11 protein-coding genes are annotated in these 15,180 nt (G+C 69.0%); 5 read left to right on the top strand and 6 right to left on the bottom strand.

Annotated elements, in window-relative coordinates; translation table 11 throughout:
* The first annotated feature begins 147 nt into the window (after window positions 1–147).
* Both FD678_RS14655 and FD678_RS14650 read left to right on the top strand, forming a co-directional pair.
* Window positions 148–1,758, top strand: coding sequence for a carboxyl transferase domain-containing protein (locus FD678_RS14655; protein WP_140725126.1), 1,611 nt, complete (start codon window positions 148–150; stop codon window positions 1,756–1,758).
* Window positions 1,759–1,773: 15 nt separating this feature from the next.
* Window positions 1,774–3,771: an acetyl/propionyl/methylcrotonyl-CoA carboxylase subunit alpha gene (locus tag FD678_RS14650; protein ID WP_140725123.1), complete on the top strand. Its 1,998-nt coding sequence runs from the start codon at window positions 1,774–1,776 to the stop codon at window positions 3,769–3,771.
* A gap of 9 nt (window positions 3,772–3,780) precedes the next feature.
* On the opposite strand, the gene FD678_RS14645 is transcribed toward FD678_RS14650, so the two are convergent.
* Window positions 3,781–4,941: a putative peptide maturation dehydrogenase gene (locus FD678_RS14645; RefSeq protein ID WP_140725120.1), complete on the bottom strand. Its 1,161-nt coding sequence runs from the start codon at window positions 4,939–4,941 to the stop codon at window positions 3,781–3,783.
* Window positions 4,942–4,990: 49 nt separating this feature from the next.
* On the opposite strand from FD678_RS14645, the gene FD678_RS14640 reads away from it, so the two are divergent.
* Window positions 4,991–5,383, top strand: a complete 393-nt coding sequence (locus FD678_RS14640; RefSeq protein ID WP_218569744.1) for an NHLP-related RiPP peptide — start codon at window positions 4,991–4,993, stop codon at window positions 5,381–5,383.
* A gap of 10 nt (window positions 5,384–5,393) precedes the next feature.
* On the opposite strand, the gene FD678_RS14635 is transcribed toward FD678_RS14640, so the two are convergent.
* The 4 genes from FD678_RS14635 to aceB all read right to left on the bottom strand — a co-directional run bounded on the left by FD678_RS14635 (window position 5,394) and on the right by aceB (window position 12,372).
* Complete coding sequence (locus tag FD678_RS14635; protein ID WP_140725116.1) at window positions 5,394–7,934, bottom strand: putative peptide modification system cyclase; 2,541 nt, start codon at window positions 7,932–7,934, stop codon at window positions 5,394–5,396.
* Between the two features lie 24 nt (window positions 7,935–7,958).
* Window positions 7,959–9,005: a GGDEF domain-containing protein gene (locus FD678_RS14630; RefSeq protein ID WP_140725113.1), complete on the bottom strand. Its 1,047-nt coding sequence runs from the start codon at window positions 9,003–9,005 to the stop codon at window positions 7,959–7,961.
* A gap of 297 nt (window positions 9,006–9,302) precedes the next feature.
* Window positions 9,303–10,598: an isocitrate lyase gene (gene aceA, locus FD678_RS14625; RefSeq protein WP_140725110.1), complete on the bottom strand. Its 1,296-nt coding sequence runs from the start codon at window positions 10,596–10,598 to the stop codon at window positions 9,303–9,305.
* A gap of 76 nt (window positions 10,599–10,674) precedes the next feature.
* Window positions 10,675–12,372, bottom strand: a complete 1,698-nt coding sequence (aceB, locus tag FD678_RS14620) for a malate synthase A (protein WP_218569743.1) — start codon at window positions 12,370–12,372, stop codon at window positions 10,675–10,677.
* Window positions 12,373–12,481: 109 nt separating this feature from the next.
* On the opposite strand from aceB, the gene FD678_RS14615 reads away from it, so the two are divergent.
* Together FD678_RS14615 and FD678_RS14610 are read left to right on the top strand one after the other, a co-directional pair.
* Entirely contained in the window at window positions 12,482–13,450 is a 969-nt protein-coding gene (locus FD678_RS14615) for a LysR family transcriptional regulator (RefSeq protein WP_140725107.1), read from the top strand.
* 23 nt (window positions 13,451–13,473) lie between these two features.
* Window positions 13,474–14,097, top strand: coding sequence for a hypothetical protein (locus FD678_RS14610; RefSeq protein WP_177497817.1), 624 nt, complete (start codon window positions 13,474–13,476; stop codon window positions 14,095–14,097).
* A gap of 151 nt (window positions 14,098–14,248) precedes the next feature.
* Here FD678_RS14610 and lepB read toward each other — a convergent pair whose 3' ends face one another.
* Window positions 14,249–14,875 carry a signal peptidase I gene (gene lepB / locus FD678_RS14605; RefSeq protein WP_140725100.1) on the bottom strand — a complete coding sequence of 209 codons (627 nt, stop codon included), beginning with the start codon at window positions 14,873–14,875 and terminating at the stop codon, window positions 14,249–14,251.
* Window positions 14,876–15,180 lie beyond the last annotated feature (305 nt).

Below are 15,180 nucleotides of genomic sequence, written 5' to 3'. Positions count from 1 at the left end.
GCCGCTGGCGCGGGTCGGGGTGAGGATACGAGGGCGAAACCCCTCGAACAGCAAGAGGCTTCGCCCGTACCCATCCGCCCCTCCGGGGCACCTTCTCCCATAAGGGGAAGGGAAAGCGAAAAGCTCTCATCTCCAAGGATTCCCGTCGTGACCCTCCTGACCACGCAACTACAGACCAGCAGCGAGAGCTTCCAGAACAACGCGGCCGCATTGAAGGCGCAGGTCGATGATCTGCGCGCGACCCTCGCCCGCACCGCGCTGGGCGGCAGCGAAGCCGCGCGCGCCAAGCACACCGCGCGCGGCAAGCTGCTGGTGCGCGAGCGCATCGATGCGCTGCTCGATCCGGGCAGCCCGTTCCTGGAGATCGCGCCGCTCGCCGCGCACGGCATGTACGACGACGCGGTGCCCTGCGCCGGGGTGGTGGCCGGCATCGGCCGCGTCTCCGGCGTGGAATGCGTGATCGTCGCCAACGACGCAACGGTCAAGGGCGGCACCTACTACCCGGTCACGGTGAAGAAGCACCTGCGCGCGCAGGAGATCGCGCAGCAGAACCGGCTGCCGTGCATCTACCTGGTCGATTCCGGCGGCGCGTTCCTGCCGATGCAGGACGAGGTCTTCCCGGACCGCGACCATTTCGGCCGCATCTTCTACAACCAGGCCAACCTGTCGGCGCAGGGCATCCCGCAGATCGCCTGCGTGATGGGCTCGTGCACCGCCGGCGGCGCCTACGTCCCGGCGATGAGCGACGAGACCGTGATCGTGCGCGAGCAGGGCACGATCTTCCTCGGCGGCCCGCCGCTGGTGAAGGCCGCGACCGGCGAGGTGGTCAGCGCCGAGGAGCTCGGCGGCGCCGACGTGCATACGCGCGTCTCCGGCGTGGCCGACCACTACGCCGACAACGACCTGCAGGCGCTGGCGCGGGTGCGCGCGATCGTCGCGCAGCTGAACTGGCGCAAGCCGTCGCACGCGCAGGCGTTGCAGGCGCCGGAGGAGCCGCGCTATCCGGCGCAGGAGCTGTACGGCGTGATCCCCTCCGACACGCGCAAGCCCTACGACGTGCGCGAGGTCATCATGCGGCTGGTCGACGGCTCGCGCCTGGACGAGTTCAAGCCGCGCTACGGCGCCACGCTGGTCACTGGCTTCGCGCACCTGCACGGCTATCCGGTCGGCATCGTCGCCAACAACGGCATCCTGTTCTCCGAGTCGGCGCTGAAGGGCGCGCACTTCATCGAACTGTGCTGCCAGCGCGGCATCCCGCTGGTGTTCCTGCAGAACATCACCGGCTTCATGGTCGGCCGCAAGTACGAGCAGGGCGGCATCGCCAAGGACGGCGCCAAGCTGGTGATGGCGGTGGCGTGCGCGCGCGTGCCCAAGTTCACCGTGGTGATCGGCGGCAGTTTCGGCGCGGGCAACTACGGCATGTGCGGCCGCGCGTACTCGCCCAACTTCCTGTGGATGTGGCCGAACGCGCGCATCGGCGTGATGGGCGGCGAACAGGCCGCCAGCGTGCTCGCCACCGTGCGCCGCGACGGCATCGAGGCCGCGGGCAAGGCATGGCCGGCCGAGGAAGAAGAGGCGTTCAAGGCGCCGATCCGCGCGCAGTTCGAGCACCAGGGCCATCCCTACTACGCCAGCGCCCGGCTGTGGGACGACGGCGTGATCGACCCGGCCGACACCCGGCGCGTGCTGGCGCTCGGCCTGTCGGCGGCGCTCAACGCCCCTCCGCAGGACACGCGCTTCGGCGTGTTCCGCATGTAACGCATCGGAGCGACCATGACCATCGCGCTGTTCGACAAGATCCTGATCGCCAACCGCGGCGAGATCGCCTGCCGCGTGATCGCCACCTGCCGGCGCCTCGGCATCGCCACCGTCGCGGTGTATTCCGATGCCGACCGCGACGCCCGCCACGTGAGGCTGGCCGACGAGGCGGTCCGCATCGGCCCCGCGCCCGCCGCCGAGAGCTACCTGCGCGGCGACGCGATCCTCGCCGCCGCGCGCGCCACCGGCGCGCAGGCGATCCATCCCGGCTACGGCTTCCTGTCCGAGAACGCCGATTTCGCCGAGGCCTGCGCCGGCGCGGGCGTGATCTTCATCGGCCCTCCGCCACGGGCGATCCGCGCGATGGGCGACAAGAGCGCCGCCAAGGCGCTGATGCAGCGCGCCGGCGTGCCGTTGACGCCGGGCTACCACGGCGAGGACCAGGACGCCGGCTTGCTGCGCGCGCAGGCCGACGCGATCGGCTACCCGGTGCTGATCAAGGCCAGCGCCGGCGGCGGCGGCAAGGGCATGCGCAAGGTCGAGGCCGGCGAGGACTTCGCCGCGGCCCTGGCGAGCTGCCAGCGCGAGGCGCAGGGCGCGTTCGGCAACGCGCACGTGCTGGTGGAGAAGTACGTCGAGCGCCCGCGCCACATCGAGGTGCAGGTGTTCGGCGATGCCCACGGCAACGTGGTCCACCTGTTCGAACGCGATTGCTCGGTGCAGCGCCGCCACCAGAAGGTACTCGAGGAAGCGCCCGCCCCCGGCATGACGCCCGAACGGCGCGCCGCGATGGGCGCCGCCGCGGTGGAAGCCGCGCGCGCGGTCGGCTATGTCGGCGCCGGCACCGTGGAGTTCATCGCCGCGCCGGACGGCACGTTCTACTTCATGGAAATGAACACCCGGCTGCAGGTCGAGCATCCGGTGACCGAACTGGTCACCGGCACCGACCTGGTCGAATGGCAGCTGCGCGTCGCCGCCGGCGAAGCGCTGCCGGCCACGCAGGACCGGCTCGCCATCCGCGGCCATGCGATCGAGGCGCGCCTGTACGCCGAGGATGCCGACCGCGGCTTCCTGCCCTCGACCGGCACCCTGCGCCACCTGCGCCTGCCCGCGGCGAGCGCGCACGTGCGCGTGGACGCCGGCGTCGAGCAGGGCGACGCCATCACCCCGTACTACGACCCGATGATCGCCAAGCTGATCGTGTGGGACGTGGACCGCCCGGCCGCGCTGCGGCGGATGCGGGCGGCGCTGGCGGACGTGGAGGCCGTCGGCGTCGTCACCAACGCGTCGTTCCTTTGGCGGCTGGCGGGCACCAGGTCGTTTTCCGAACCGAGGCTGGACACCGGACTGATCGAGCGGGAGAAGGAGGCCTTGGCGCCGCCCGAAGACATCGCGGAACCGCTCCGTTCCATCGCTGCGGCCATGATCGCCGCCCGCCAGGCGGAGTCCGCCCGGCGCGATCCCGCGGACCCGTGGACGCCCTGGGCATCCGCCGACGGCTGGCGCATCGGGGAACCGGCGACCCGCAAGCTGGACATCCTGTGCAATGGCGAACGGATGGCCTGCTCGGTACGGGGGGCGGGGCACGCGTGGCAGGTGACGACCGGCGCTGCCGTTCACCAGGTCGAGCTGCAGGAGCATGCCGGCACCCTGGCGGCGATCGTCGACGGCCGCCGCGTCCGGATCCGCAGCCTGTGGGACGACCGGGCCTTGGTGTTGCTGGACCCCGCGCGGCCGGTACGCTTCGAACTCCAGGACCTCGCCCATGAAGACAGCGGGCATCATGCCGCGGCGGGCTCCCTGTCCGCCCCGATGCCCGGCCGCATAGTCGCGCTGCTGGTCGAGCCGGGCACGCAGGTCCGCCGCGGCCAACCGCTGCTGGTGATGGAAGCGATGAAGATGGAGCACAGCCTCGTCGCGCCGGCCGACGGACGGCTCAAGGCCTATCGCGTGGCGCAGGGCGAGTTGGTGGCCGAAGGCGATGCGTTGGCGGAGCTCGAAGCGTCGTCTTGACGGCCGCGCTCAGGTCGCCGCCTGCATCCAGACCTTGCCCGCGGGATCGAATTCCGGCACCTGCATCCGCTGGCTCCGCCAGCCGAACCCGCAGGCGGCGATGGGACTTTCCTGCGCGGGGTCCATGCCCAGGTCCGCTTCGACGTCCATTTCGTTGATGGCCGCCGTCACGAAGGCCCCCAACCCGAGGTCGTGGGCGCTGAGGTAGAGCGCCTGCGAAATGTGGCCCGTTTCCAGCACCAAGGCGCGGTAAGCCTTGGCGTGCTGCCGGTACTTCCAGAAGCTCCTGGCGAAGCGCGCCGCGAGGATGACCAGCACCGGCGCGTCCGCGAACCAATGCTGGCCGGAAAGCCAGCGGCGCGCGAGCGACTCCAGCGAGCCGGGCGGCGCCTGCAAGGGCTCCAGCGCATGGTCGACGGGGTGATAGTGGTACAGCCCGGGCGAAACGCCGTCCACGCGCTGTACCAGCAGGTACGTGCCGATGGGATGCAGCCCGCCTCCCGAAGCGACGTTCTTCTTCAGGAAGGTGATGTCCTCGCGCTCGAGCGAGGCTTGCGCCATCACCACCCGTTGCAGCATCAACGCGAACGTCTCCCGCGAAAGCGCGCGCGCGCCGTCGAAGTTGCGGCAGGTACTGCGGGCGGCCCAATGCCGGTCCAGCGCGTCGTGCGCCGCATGCGGCAGGCGGAGGCGCCTCTCGCTGGGCACGCGCTCGGCCACGGCTGGCGGCGGCGTGCCCAGCCTGCGGCGCAGGCCGGCGATGTCGGTCATGCCGGCGGCTTCCATGGAGGCCACGCTGTCCAGGCCCCGCCAACGGCCATGCCGATGCGCCAATGCGGCCAACGGCCACCAGTGCGCGGTCCTTACCGCTTCGTCCCGGGAGCGGAAGCGATCATCGAGGCAGTCGCTTATGAGCAGTCCCAGGTCAAGCATCCGCCCGGCCAGTTCGCTCGGCAGCGCGCCGGCCTCGATCCATTCCTGGCTCGAGATCGACCCCAGCGCTTCGCGTTGTTCTCCATCGATCTCGACGGCTTCGTCCAGATGCGCCGCGTAGGCCATCCATCGCATCCGCCGCGCCAGTCCGGCGCCGCCCGCCAGCAACGAGCCGAGATCGAACGACGCCTCCTCGCGCGGCTCGACCATGACGATGGCGCAACGGCGGACGAGCATTCTTTCACCGGACTCGGTTACATTGGGCGCGGGGATTATCCATCGAAAGATGTTCTCGTCGCACGAGACGCATCGCGAAGCGATGTCCGCCTTTCATCCATCCACACTGGGGCAAACCATGGAAAAGAACGAAGCCGGCCATCCGCCGCTCGATCCCGCCGTCGCCGACCAACTGCTGGCCCGCCTGAGCGGCGATGACGCGTTCCGCACGCTGTTCGGGACGGATCCCGCCGCCGCGTTGCGCGAGCTCGGCGTGTCCGAAAGCGATGCCAAGGCCGCGGTATCGGGCGAGAGCTGCCTGCACGCGAAGCAATTGGCCAGCAAGGAAGAGATCGCCGGAACGCGCGAAGCGCTGCTGGGCTATCTCACGGCCCAGGGCTCCCATACCGTCGTGCACGCGTTCGAGGCCGGCCAGATCGCCACGGCCTTGCGCCTGGCCTAGCCCGCGGGCTTCATCGCGCCGCCGCCACGGCCCGGCCCGGCGGCGGCTCCGGGCTGCCGGCCAAGCCCATGCCCTGCGATCGCGCCAGGGCGACGTCGGAAACGTTCATGCCCTGGAGCACCAGCGCGCCATAAGGCTCCATGTAGGCCAGGCCGCGGCGGCCGCCCAGCCACCGGTTCTCTTTCGCGGCTTCTTCCATGCGACCCTGGTCCCGCAAGGCATCGCGCATGGCGACGTGCCTCTGCAGGAAGTCCGGATTCCCTTTCGATCCCGCCTCTTCGAGGAGCTCGACCGCTTCCCCGGGCTTGCCCTGCAGCCGGAGCTGTTCCGCCTGCAGGACCGCCAGCATGTTCGACAATGGCGGGCTCGCCGACTCGTCGGCGAGCCGTTCCACGAGCGCGAATTCCCTGCTCGGGATCCGCTGTCCATCGCGCTGGGCAAGGCGGATCGCAGCCATCGCCATCATGGCCAGGTCGTCGCGGCTGCCGTCGCGATCCGTGCCGGCCGCCTGCAGGATTTCCTCGACCAGGGGCAGGAGCCTGGGGCGCACTTCCTCCTTGCTGCCGCTGGCCTGGAGGATGCTCAATGCGGAGACCCTCAGGCCGTAGCGCAGGATGGGCGGTGCATCGTCCGTCGCTGCGTATATTTTCCGCGCGGCGTCCCTGGCTCGATCGAGCCGGCCGGCATCGAACGGTATGGCCATCATTTCGAATCCGTTCGTCAGCGACTCGTCCAGCTTCAAGCCGTCGAGCATCGCCAGCGCCGCCGGGTAATCGCCCGCGGCCGCCAGCGCCGCCGCATGGCGGCGGTTCGGGCCGTATCCCCCCAGCTGCTCCGCCTGCAGGAATGCCTGCCGGGCCTCCCCGTACTTCTCCTCGGCCAGCAAGGCGCGTCCGCGCAGTTCGAAGGCGATGTCGCGCAGAGGATTCTGGCTGGCATCGAATTGCCGGGTCTTGCGCCTGGCGGAGGCGAAGTAGCCGTTGCCGAAGTCCAGCCAGGCGGACTGGGCCGGGCCGGCGAAATAGTCCGGATACATCTGCGCCAGCATGTCCCACTTCGCGCGCGCCTCCTTCCAGGGTTGTCCTTCCAGCTCGGCCGTCCAGGCATCCAGGTACAGGGCATCGCGCGGGGGCAACGACGCCCTGAGCTCCTTCGCCTTTTCCAGGTACGGCAGCGCGGCCTGGTTGTCGGCCGTCGAGAGGTAGGTCCGCATCACGCCCAGGTAAGCCAACGCGAAGCCGGGATCCAGGTTTATCGATTGCTGGAAGTACTGCCTGGCCTCGGCGAACTGGCGCCGGGCGTAGTGCTTGCTCGCCAACGCATAGGCGCGCAACGCATCGAAGTTCGAGGTGGCGACCTTGGGCAGCGGGGCCGAACGGTCGATGTCCCGCATCGCCTCGCCCAGCTTTTCCCGCAATCCGTGGCTGAGCCGGTCCAGCGACGCGAGCATGTCGCTTCCGTCGTTCCTCTCGTTCACCACATAGACGGTGGCCTGGCTATGCGGGTCCACCACCTCGATGCTGAAGTGCGTCTGCCCGGCAACGCTGGCCACCGTGGGCAGGATGACCGCCCTGGCGCCGTCGCGCAGAGCGACTTCGGAAGCCAGCTGCCGGTCCAGGACCGACGCGTTGGGATCGCGCCGCATCAGCGCGAGCGTCTGGCGTATCTTCAGGTCGCTGAGGACGTTCACGTACCGCGATTGCTCGAGGCTGATGCGGAACGCCTGCTCCAGTGAATCGTCGAGCACGGATTCGCCGGTCAGGTTGCGCATGTCCGCGACGACGACCCAATCGCGCTCGGCGAAGGCGATCGCCGGCTCCGGCTGGGTCGCGAACCAGGCGACGACGCAGATCGCCGCGACCGCCGCGACCTCGGCGGCCAGCGCCATCGGCCGCCGCCACAGCGGCACGTCGCGCCACGCCTTGGGCGAATTCCTCGGCGAACGCAGCGGCGCGATGCCGATCTCGCCGACCTCGTGGACCTCCTGGGCCATCGGCACGCCCTTGAAGCGCCAGCGGCCGTGCGACTTCCACAGCAGGCGCTCGCCGCGCTCGCCCAGTTCGCGCGCGGCGCGGCGGGTCAGGGATTCGGCGACGGCGGAAAGCAGTATCTGGTCTGGCCGCGCGAGCATCATCAGCCGCGCCGCCATCGGCTTGGCCAGGCCCTCCACTTCCACCGGCTTGGCGCCGATGCTCACCGCCTCCTCGCTGTTGCGCCAGGTGAGCACTTCGCCGACGTGCAGGCCGGCACGCGCCTGCAGCCGGATGCCGTGCGCCTTGCCCAGTTCGCGCAGGCCGCGCGCGTAGTCGAGGGCGAAGCCCAGGCCTTCGAGCGGGCGCTCGAACAGCAGCAGCATGCCGTCCGAGCGGTCGATCAGGCGGCCGCGCCATTGCCGCTGCAGCTTCAGCACCAGGTGGTCGTGCTCGCGGAATAGCTCGGCGGCGGCGCTGTCGCCGAGCTTCTCCACCAGCTCGGTGGAGCCGCACAGGTCGGTCAGCAGCAGGGTGCGCAGCTTGGGCGCGTCGAGGCGGGGCTGGTGGGCATCGTTCATCGACGGAGCTCCCGGGCCCTGCCGTCAACCCGCCGCGGTCGGCGCGTCGTCCATGCCATGCAGGCGGTTTCCGCCCAGGCGCTTGGCTTCGTAGAGCGCGTTGTCGGCGCGCGCGTACCACTCGTTCCAGCCGCCGGCGCCGTCGACCACGCTGATGCCGATGCTGACCGAGCAGATGTGCGGGATGTCGCCGGCGCGCTCCAGCTCGCCCTGCACGCGCGCGATCACGCGCTCGCCGATGCGGTACAGCTCCCGCTCGTCCTCGACGCCGACGAACATGCAGAACTCGTCGCCGCCCAGCCGGCAGGCCAGGTCGCCCTCGCGCATCACCGAGCGCAGCACCTGCGCCACGTTCTGCAGCACGCGGTCGCCGACGATGTGCCCGTACTCGTCGTTGACGTGCTTGAAGCGGTCGCAATCGACCAGCAGCAGGCCGAAGCCCGGCGAGCGGCCGCTGCGGCGGCAGTCCTGCAGGTGCAGGGCCAGGCCGCGGCGGTTGTACAGGCCGGTCAGCTCGTCGGTGCGCACCAGCTCTTCGGTCTGGTTGAGCTGGTGCGAGGTGGCATGGAGGTTGTCGAGCGCCTGCTCGAGATCGTGGTTGCGGCGGCGCAGCTGGCGGATCAGCAGTTGCTCGTTGTTGACCACGCGCAGGATGGTGCGGCGCAGGAAGTGCGCGATCAGGCCGGGATCGAAGTCGACCAGCTGCTGGAAATCGTTGTGGTCGAGCTCGATCAGGCGGCACGCGGTCGCCGCCACGGCGTCGGCGCTGCGGGCGTGGTTGCCGATCAGCAGGCCGAGTTCGCCGAAGAACTCGCCGGTCGTCAGGTGCTTGACGATCAGGTCCTCGCCGAAATCGAGATCGACCTCGCCCTCCAGGCAGACGTACATCTGCGTCTGGATCTCGCCGCGGCGGAAGATGACCTCGCCGGCACGGAAGGCGCGCTCGCGCCCGAACCTGGCGAACAACGCCAGCTCGTCGGCCCCCAGCACCGCATTCAATGCGTTGGGCAGCTTATCGACAATATGGCCGGTCAGGTCGACCGACCCCGGCACCGCGCTTTCGCAGGTCATCCCCTTGGTCCTACGCCTGGCGAGGGCTGCCAGTCAGCCCTCGATCTTACCAGCCCGCTTCCCGGTCTTGTTTGCCATCACAGTAAATCTCACAAAATTTTGAGACAGGACGGAGCGGACCGATCCAAGGCCGATCCTAGCGCCGTGGCGCACGCCTGGAGTATGCATTCGCGGCATGCAGGCAAAAAAATACCGGCATGGCGACGGTGGGGACGTCCCGGTTTGGGACTCGCAAAAAAAGGCCCGGCGAACCGGGCCGGGCCCTCCCGAGGGCCAGTAGCACTGCCGGAGCCGGGCTCAGGCAGCCTTCTCACCATGGAATTGGGCTTCCTCGGTCGAACCCTTGAGGGCGGTGGTCGAGGATTGGCCCTGCTGGATGGCCTGGGTGACCGCGTCGAAGTAGCCGGTGCCGACCTCGCGCTGGTGCTTGACCGCGGTGAATCCCTTCTCGGCCGCGGCGAACTCGGCTTCCTGCAGCTCCACGAAGGCGCTCATCTGGCGGCGCGCGTAGCCATGCGCCAGGTTGAACATGGAGTAGTTCAGGCTGTGGAAGCCGGCCAGGGTGATGAACTGGAACTTGTAGCCGTAGCTGGCGATCTCCTTCTGGAAGCGCGCGATCGTGGCGTCGTCCAGGTTCTTCTTCCAGTTGAAGCTCGGCGAGCAGTTGTAGGCCAGCAGCTTGCCCGGGAACCTGGCATGGATCGCCTCGGCGAACCGGCGCGCGAACTCCAGGTCGGGCTTGCCGGTCTCGCACCACACCAGGTCGGCGTAGGGCGCGTAGGCCAGGCCGCGGCTGATCGCCTGGTCCAGGCCGTTGCGGGTGCGGTAGAAGCCCTCGACGGTGCGCTCGCCGGTGGTGAAGGGCCGGTCGTTCTCGTCGATGTCGCTGGTCAGCAGGTCGGCGGCCTCGGCATCGGTGCGCGCGACCAGCAGCGTCGGCACGCCCATCACGTCGGCGGCCAGGCGCGCGGCGTTGAGCTTCTCGATCGCCTCGCGCGTGGGCACCAGCACCTTGCCGCCCATGTGGCCGCACTTCTTGACCGAGGCCAGCTGGTCCTCGAAATGCACGCCGGCCGCGCCGGCCTCGATCATCGCCTTCATCAGCTCGAAGGCGTTGAGCACGCCGCCAAAGCCGGCCTCGGCGTCGGCGACGATCGGCTGCAGGAAGTCGACCTCGTCCTTGCCCTCGGCATGGTGCAGCTGGTCGGCGCGCAGCAGCGTGTTGTTGATGCGCCTGACCACTGCCGGCACCGAATCGGCCGGGTACAGCGACTGGTCCGGGTACATCTGCCCGGCCAGGTTGGCATCGGCGGCGACCTGCCAGCCCGACAGGTAGATCGCGTTGAGGCCGGCCTTGACCTGCTGCATCGCCTGGTTGCCGGTCAGCGCGCCCAATGCGTTGACGAAATCCTTCTCGTGCAGGTAGCGCCACAGCTTCTCCGCGCCCAGGCGGGCGAGCGAGTGCTCGACGTGGACGGTACCGCGCAGGCGCACCACGTCCTCGGCGCTGTAGTTGCGGGTGATGCCCTTCCAGCGGGGATGGGTGTCCCATTCGCGCTGGATGTCGGCGGCGGTCGGCAGCTTGGTGGTCATCGTGCGTTCTCCGTTGGATGGGGGTGCTGCGCCTGTGTTCGTCATTCCCGCGGAAGCGGGAATGACGGAATTGGCGTCAATCGATCAGCGTGTAGGCCGGCAGGGTCAGGAACTCGGCCAGCTCGTCGGCGCGGCTGAGCCCGTCGAGCAGGGCGATCGCCTCGCCGATGCGCGCCGCGCCCGGCAGGCCGGCCTGGTTGCCGAGCCGCGCCGGCAGGTTGCGCAGCGTGGTCTCCAGCAGGGCGAAGTCGATCGCGGTGCCGTCGTCCAGGTGCCGGCCCGGGGTGTGCAGCCACTGCCAGATCTGCGCGCGGCTGATCTCGGCGGTAGCGGCGTCCTCCATCAGGTTGTGGATCGGCACGCAGCCGTTGCCGTCCAGCCATGCCGCGAGGTAGCGCACGCACACCTCGACGTTGCCCTCGAAGCCGGCGCGGGTGATCGTGCCCGGGCTCGGCGCGATCAGCGCGTCGCGCTCGGCCTGCACGTCGTTGCGCAGCACGTGGTGCTGGTTCGGGGTGGGCATGTGCTCGTCGAAGATCGCCTTCGCCACCGGGATCAGCGCCGGATGCGCCACCCAGGTGCCGTCGTGGCCGGCGGTGACCTCGCGCAGCTTGTCGGCGCGCACCCGCGCCATCGCCTGCTCGTTGGCGGCCTCGTCGTGGTTGATCGGGATCTGCGCCGCCATGCCGCCCATCGCGTGCGCGCCGCGGCGGTGGCAGGTCTTGATCAGCAGCTCCGAGTACGCCTTCAGGAACGGCTGGGTCATCGTCACCTGGCCGCGCTCGGGCAGCACGCGGTCGGCATGGCGGCGGAAGGTCTTGAGGTAGGAGAAGATGTAGTCCCAGCGGCCGCAGTTCAGGCCGGCGATGCGATCGCGCAGCACGTACAGGATCTCGTCCATCTCGAACACCGCCGGCAGCGTCTCGATCAGCACGGTGACCTTCATCTGCGCGTGCGGCAGCCCCAGCATCGCCTCGATGTGCGACAGCGCGCTCTCCCAAAGCGCCGCCTCCTCCATCGACTGCAACTTGGGCAGGTAGAAGTACGGGCCGCGGTCCTTGGCCATCAGCGCGCGCGCGTTGTGGAAGGCGAACAGCGCCGCGTCGAACAGGCCGCCGCCGATCGGCTGGCCGTCGATCAGCACGTGCTTCTCGTCCAGGTGCCAGCCGCGCGGGCGCACGATCAGCACCGCCTGCTCCTCGTACGGGCGCAGCGCGTAGTGCTTGGCCGGCGTGTCGAAGGCGAGATCGCCGCGCACCGCGCCGATCAGCGCGCGCTGGCCGGCCAGCAGGTTCTTCCAGGTCGGCGAGGTCGAGTCCTCGAAGTCGGCCATGAACACCTTGGCGCCGGAGTTCAGCGCGTTGATCACCATCTTCGGGTCGGTCGGGCCGGTGATCTCGACCCGGCGGTCCTGCAGCGCCGCCGGCAGCGGCGCGACGGTCCAGTCGCCGGCACGGATCGCGGCGGTGTCGGCTCGGAAGTCCGGAAGCCCGCCCCGGTCGAAGAACGCCTGGCGCTCGCGACGCGCGGCCAGCCGGGCCTGCCGCTCCGGCTCGATCGCCCGGTGCAGCGAGACCAGCAACCCGAGCGCGGCAGGCGGGAGCAGCTCGGACTGGCCGGCGACCTGGGTGGTCAGGGTCAGGCCGGGGGTCGGCCGCTCGACGGGTTCGGGACGGAGGGCGGAGGTGCGGGGTTCCTGCGAGGGATTCGTTTCCTTCGCCTCCCCGCACATGGACGTGCGGTGCTCTTGCGAGGGATTCGCGTACATCGACATGGTGGATTCCTGCGCTTGCCGGGGGCCACCACCATCCCTCCAGCCGGAAGTATTTGACAAAATAGTTTTGTCAATGCTCTACATAAGTCTGGCTTATAGTCGTCACGCCATGGCCACGAAGCCCCCTGCAAGTCCGCGTTTTTCCTACAAATCCGACCGGCTCAAACCGCTGCGGGCGTTCTGCCAGACGGTCCGGCTGGGCTCGGTCTCGCGCGCGGCCGAGGCGCTTTTCGTCAGCCAGCCGGCGGTGACGCTGCAGTTGCAGGCGCTGGAGCGGGAATTGGGGGCGGTGCTGTTCGAGCGGGTCGGCCGGCGCCTGACGCCCACCCGCGAGGGCCAGCTGCTGTACGAGATGGCGCAGCCGCTGGTGGAGAGCCTGGACGGCCTGGAGGCGAGCTTCCGCGACAAGGTGAAGGGCCTGGACGCCGGCGAGCTGAACATCGCCGCCAACAGCTCGACGATCCTGTACCTGCTGCCGAAGATCGTGGAGAACTTCCGCGCCCGCCATCCGGACGTGCGCCTGACCCTGCACAACGCGATCAGCGCCGACGGCACCGACCTGCTGCGCGAGGACGCGGTCGACCTGGCGGTCGGCTCGATGCTCGACGTGCCGGCCGACCTGAACTACGCGCCGGTCTACCGCTTCGAGCAGGTGCTGATCACGCCGCCCGATCATCCGCTGGCCGGCAAGCCGAGGATCGCGCTGGAGGACCTGTCGCCCTATCCGCTGATCCTGCCGCCCAAGCGCCAGGTCACCTACCGGCTGGTCGACCTGGTGTTCCAGCAGAACCGCGTGCCCTACACGGTGGCGCTGGAAGTGGGCGGCTGGGAGGTGATCAAGCAATACGTGGCGATGGGCATGGGCATCTCGATCGTCACCGCGATCTGCCTGACCGAAGCCGACCGCGACAAGCTGGCGATGCGCTCGCTGAAGGACTGGTTCCCGACCCGCAGCTACGGCGTGGTGGTGCGCAAGGGCAAGTACCTCTCGTCGCAGGCGCGCGCCTTCATCGAGCTGATCCAGCCGGACCTGTTCGCGCCGCGCAGCTACGACGAGAGCGGGCCTTCGGAGCGGTGAGGATCTACGTGTCTACTGCATTCATGTTGTTGTCCATCGCAATCGCCGCGGTGCTGCTCGTGGTGTTCGCACCGGTGCTGCTGCGGATAACGCGGGCATCGTTGCGCCTGATCCTGTTGAAGGCATACAACCGACACCGTGCGGACCCGACGACGACGGCCGCCAGGCCTCCGGTTCCGTTGCCACCGCAGTTGCATCCCGAAATGCTGATAGGCCAGCGACGGCGTGAGATCGAGAAAACATTGGGGCGCCCCAACCACACCCTGCGGTTGCAGGAAGGAGGACGCTACAACGGCATCGTGGCCGCTACCTGGGATTTCGTGGACCCACGACTGGGCGGCTATTTCCGCGACGGCATATGCATCGAGGCGCAAATCGATCCCAACTGGCACCGCCGGCCGACAAACGCGGATGCGCTGATCGCGCGCTTCCAGCCGCCCGCGCAGTTCCTCGGCAGGTCCCTAGAGGATATCGAACGGATCGCAGGTACCTGCCACGATGGCGGCAGTTTCGACTTCGGCGTCGAGGCCTGGGATTGGCGTGCCGGCGATGTTCATGTCAGAGCCTGGTTCAGAGAGAACGCGTGTACCGCCATCCTGATCTACCGCGATGGATTAGAGATCGACGGAACCGATCGATCACACTGACGATGCCCCGATCCCGACGCTCCAGCCACATCCCGGAGTCTGCTCGAAAGCCGCTGGGTCCCCGCCTGCGCGGGGACGACGGCCAGAAGAATACTGGGACCCCATTTGCCCGGGTGTCCGGGCAAACAGGTCGTTCGCGTGAGATACGCGACTACAGCCGCCGCCACTCCAATCCTTCGCCGCGACGGTAGTAGATCGCCAGCGCCTTGCCGTAGATGCGATCGGCCTCGACAAAGCCGAAGAAGCGGCCATCGAAGCTGGCGCCGCGATGATCGCCCAGCACCAGCACCTTGCCTGACGGTACCACCACATCCGTCAGATCGGGGCCACCGCCGTCGTCCAGATCGAGCCGCGCGGAGCGCCCGTCAAAACGTTCGATCAGGCCGGCCTGGTCGGCCGCCAGCGGTTGCCCATTGATGTACAGGTGCCCGCCACGCAGATCGACGTGATCGCCGGCCACGGCCACCACCCGCTTGATCAGACGGGTGCCGTCATGGGGAGAGTCGAACACCGCCACTTCACCGCGCTGCGGCTGGCCACGCGCCACCACGATGCGTTCGGTGAACGGTACACGCAGGCCGTACGCGCTCATGTCCACCACCACGCGATCGCCGGGCTGCAAGGTCGGCTGCATCGAGCCGCTGGGCACGTGGTAATGGTTGGCGAAGGAGGACCGCGCGGCGGTCATCAGCAGGATCATCGCCGCCAACGGCAGGGCCTCGCGTCGCAGCCAGTGGCGGGTCTTGTGCCAGCGACTGGGTTCTTCGGATGCGTGCATGGCCTGCTCCGATCGCGTGTTCGTCGCAGCATCGGCCACGCTCGGAGCGGGGACCAGTGACGATCGTCATGACCCGCGCAGACAGAAACGGGATGGCGCTGGACGCCATCCCGTCTGTTTCGTTGCGCGGCAGGGGCGCCATCCCCGCTTGCGGGGCTGAACGCGCGATGCGGGGCCGCTGGGTCTTCGCCTCCGGCCATCGGGCCTAGCCCGACGGCGTTCGGCGCCACGCGAGCCAGTGGCCCGCAAGCAGCGACGCTTCACCCCCGCCTGGGCGGGGACGACGGCCATCCGCATGCAGGTCC

It is taken from the genome of Pseudomonas sp. Hp2, assembly GCF_006386585.1.
In the GTDB taxonomy this organism is placed as follows: domain Bacteria; phylum Pseudomonadota; class Gammaproteobacteria; order Xanthomonadales; family Xanthomonadaceae; genus Pseudomonas_S; species Pseudomonas_S boreopolis.
This window is presented reverse-complemented; position numbering and strand designations above follow the sequence as displayed.

Excerpts from the sequence above, each read along its gene's own strand:
- FD678_RS14650 (WP_140725123.1), top strand. The coding sequence starts at position 1,774 with ATGACCATCGCGCTGTTCGACAAGATCCTGATCGCCAACCGCGGCGAG.
- FD678_RS14645 (WP_140725120.1), bottom strand. The coding sequence starts at position 4,941 with ATGCTCGTCCGCCGTTGCGCCATCGTCATGGTCGAGCCGCGCGAGGAG.
- FD678_RS14640 (WP_218569744.1), top strand. The coding sequence starts at position 4,991 with ATGTTCTCGTCGCACGAGACGCATCGCGAAGCGATGTCCGCCTTTCAT.
- FD678_RS14635 (WP_140725116.1), bottom strand. The coding sequence starts at position 7,934 with ATGAACGATGCCCACCAGCCCCGCCTCGACGCGCCCAAGCTGCGCACC.
- FD678_RS14630 (WP_140725113.1), bottom strand. The coding sequence starts at position 9,005 with ATGACCTGCGAAAGCGCGGTGCCGGGGTCGGTCGACCTGACCGGCCAT.
- aceA (WP_140725110.1), bottom strand. The coding sequence starts at position 10,598 with ATGACCACCAAGCTGCCGACCGCCGCCGACATCCAGCGCGAATGGGAC.
- aceB (WP_218569743.1), bottom strand. The coding sequence starts at position 12,372 with ATGTCGATGTACGCGAATCCCTCGCAAGAGCACCGCACGTCCATGTGC.
- FD678_RS14615 (WP_140725107.1), top strand. The coding sequence starts at position 12,482 with ATGGCCACGAAGCCCCCTGCAAGTCCGCGTTTTTCCTACAAATCCGAC.
- FD678_RS14610 (WP_177497817.1), top strand. The coding sequence starts at position 13,474 with ATGTTGTTGTCCATCGCAATCGCCGCGGTGCTGCTCGTGGTGTTCGCA.
- lepB (WP_140725100.1), bottom strand. The coding sequence starts at position 14,875 with ATGCACGCATCCGAAGAACCCAGTCGCTGGCACAAGACCCGCCACTGG.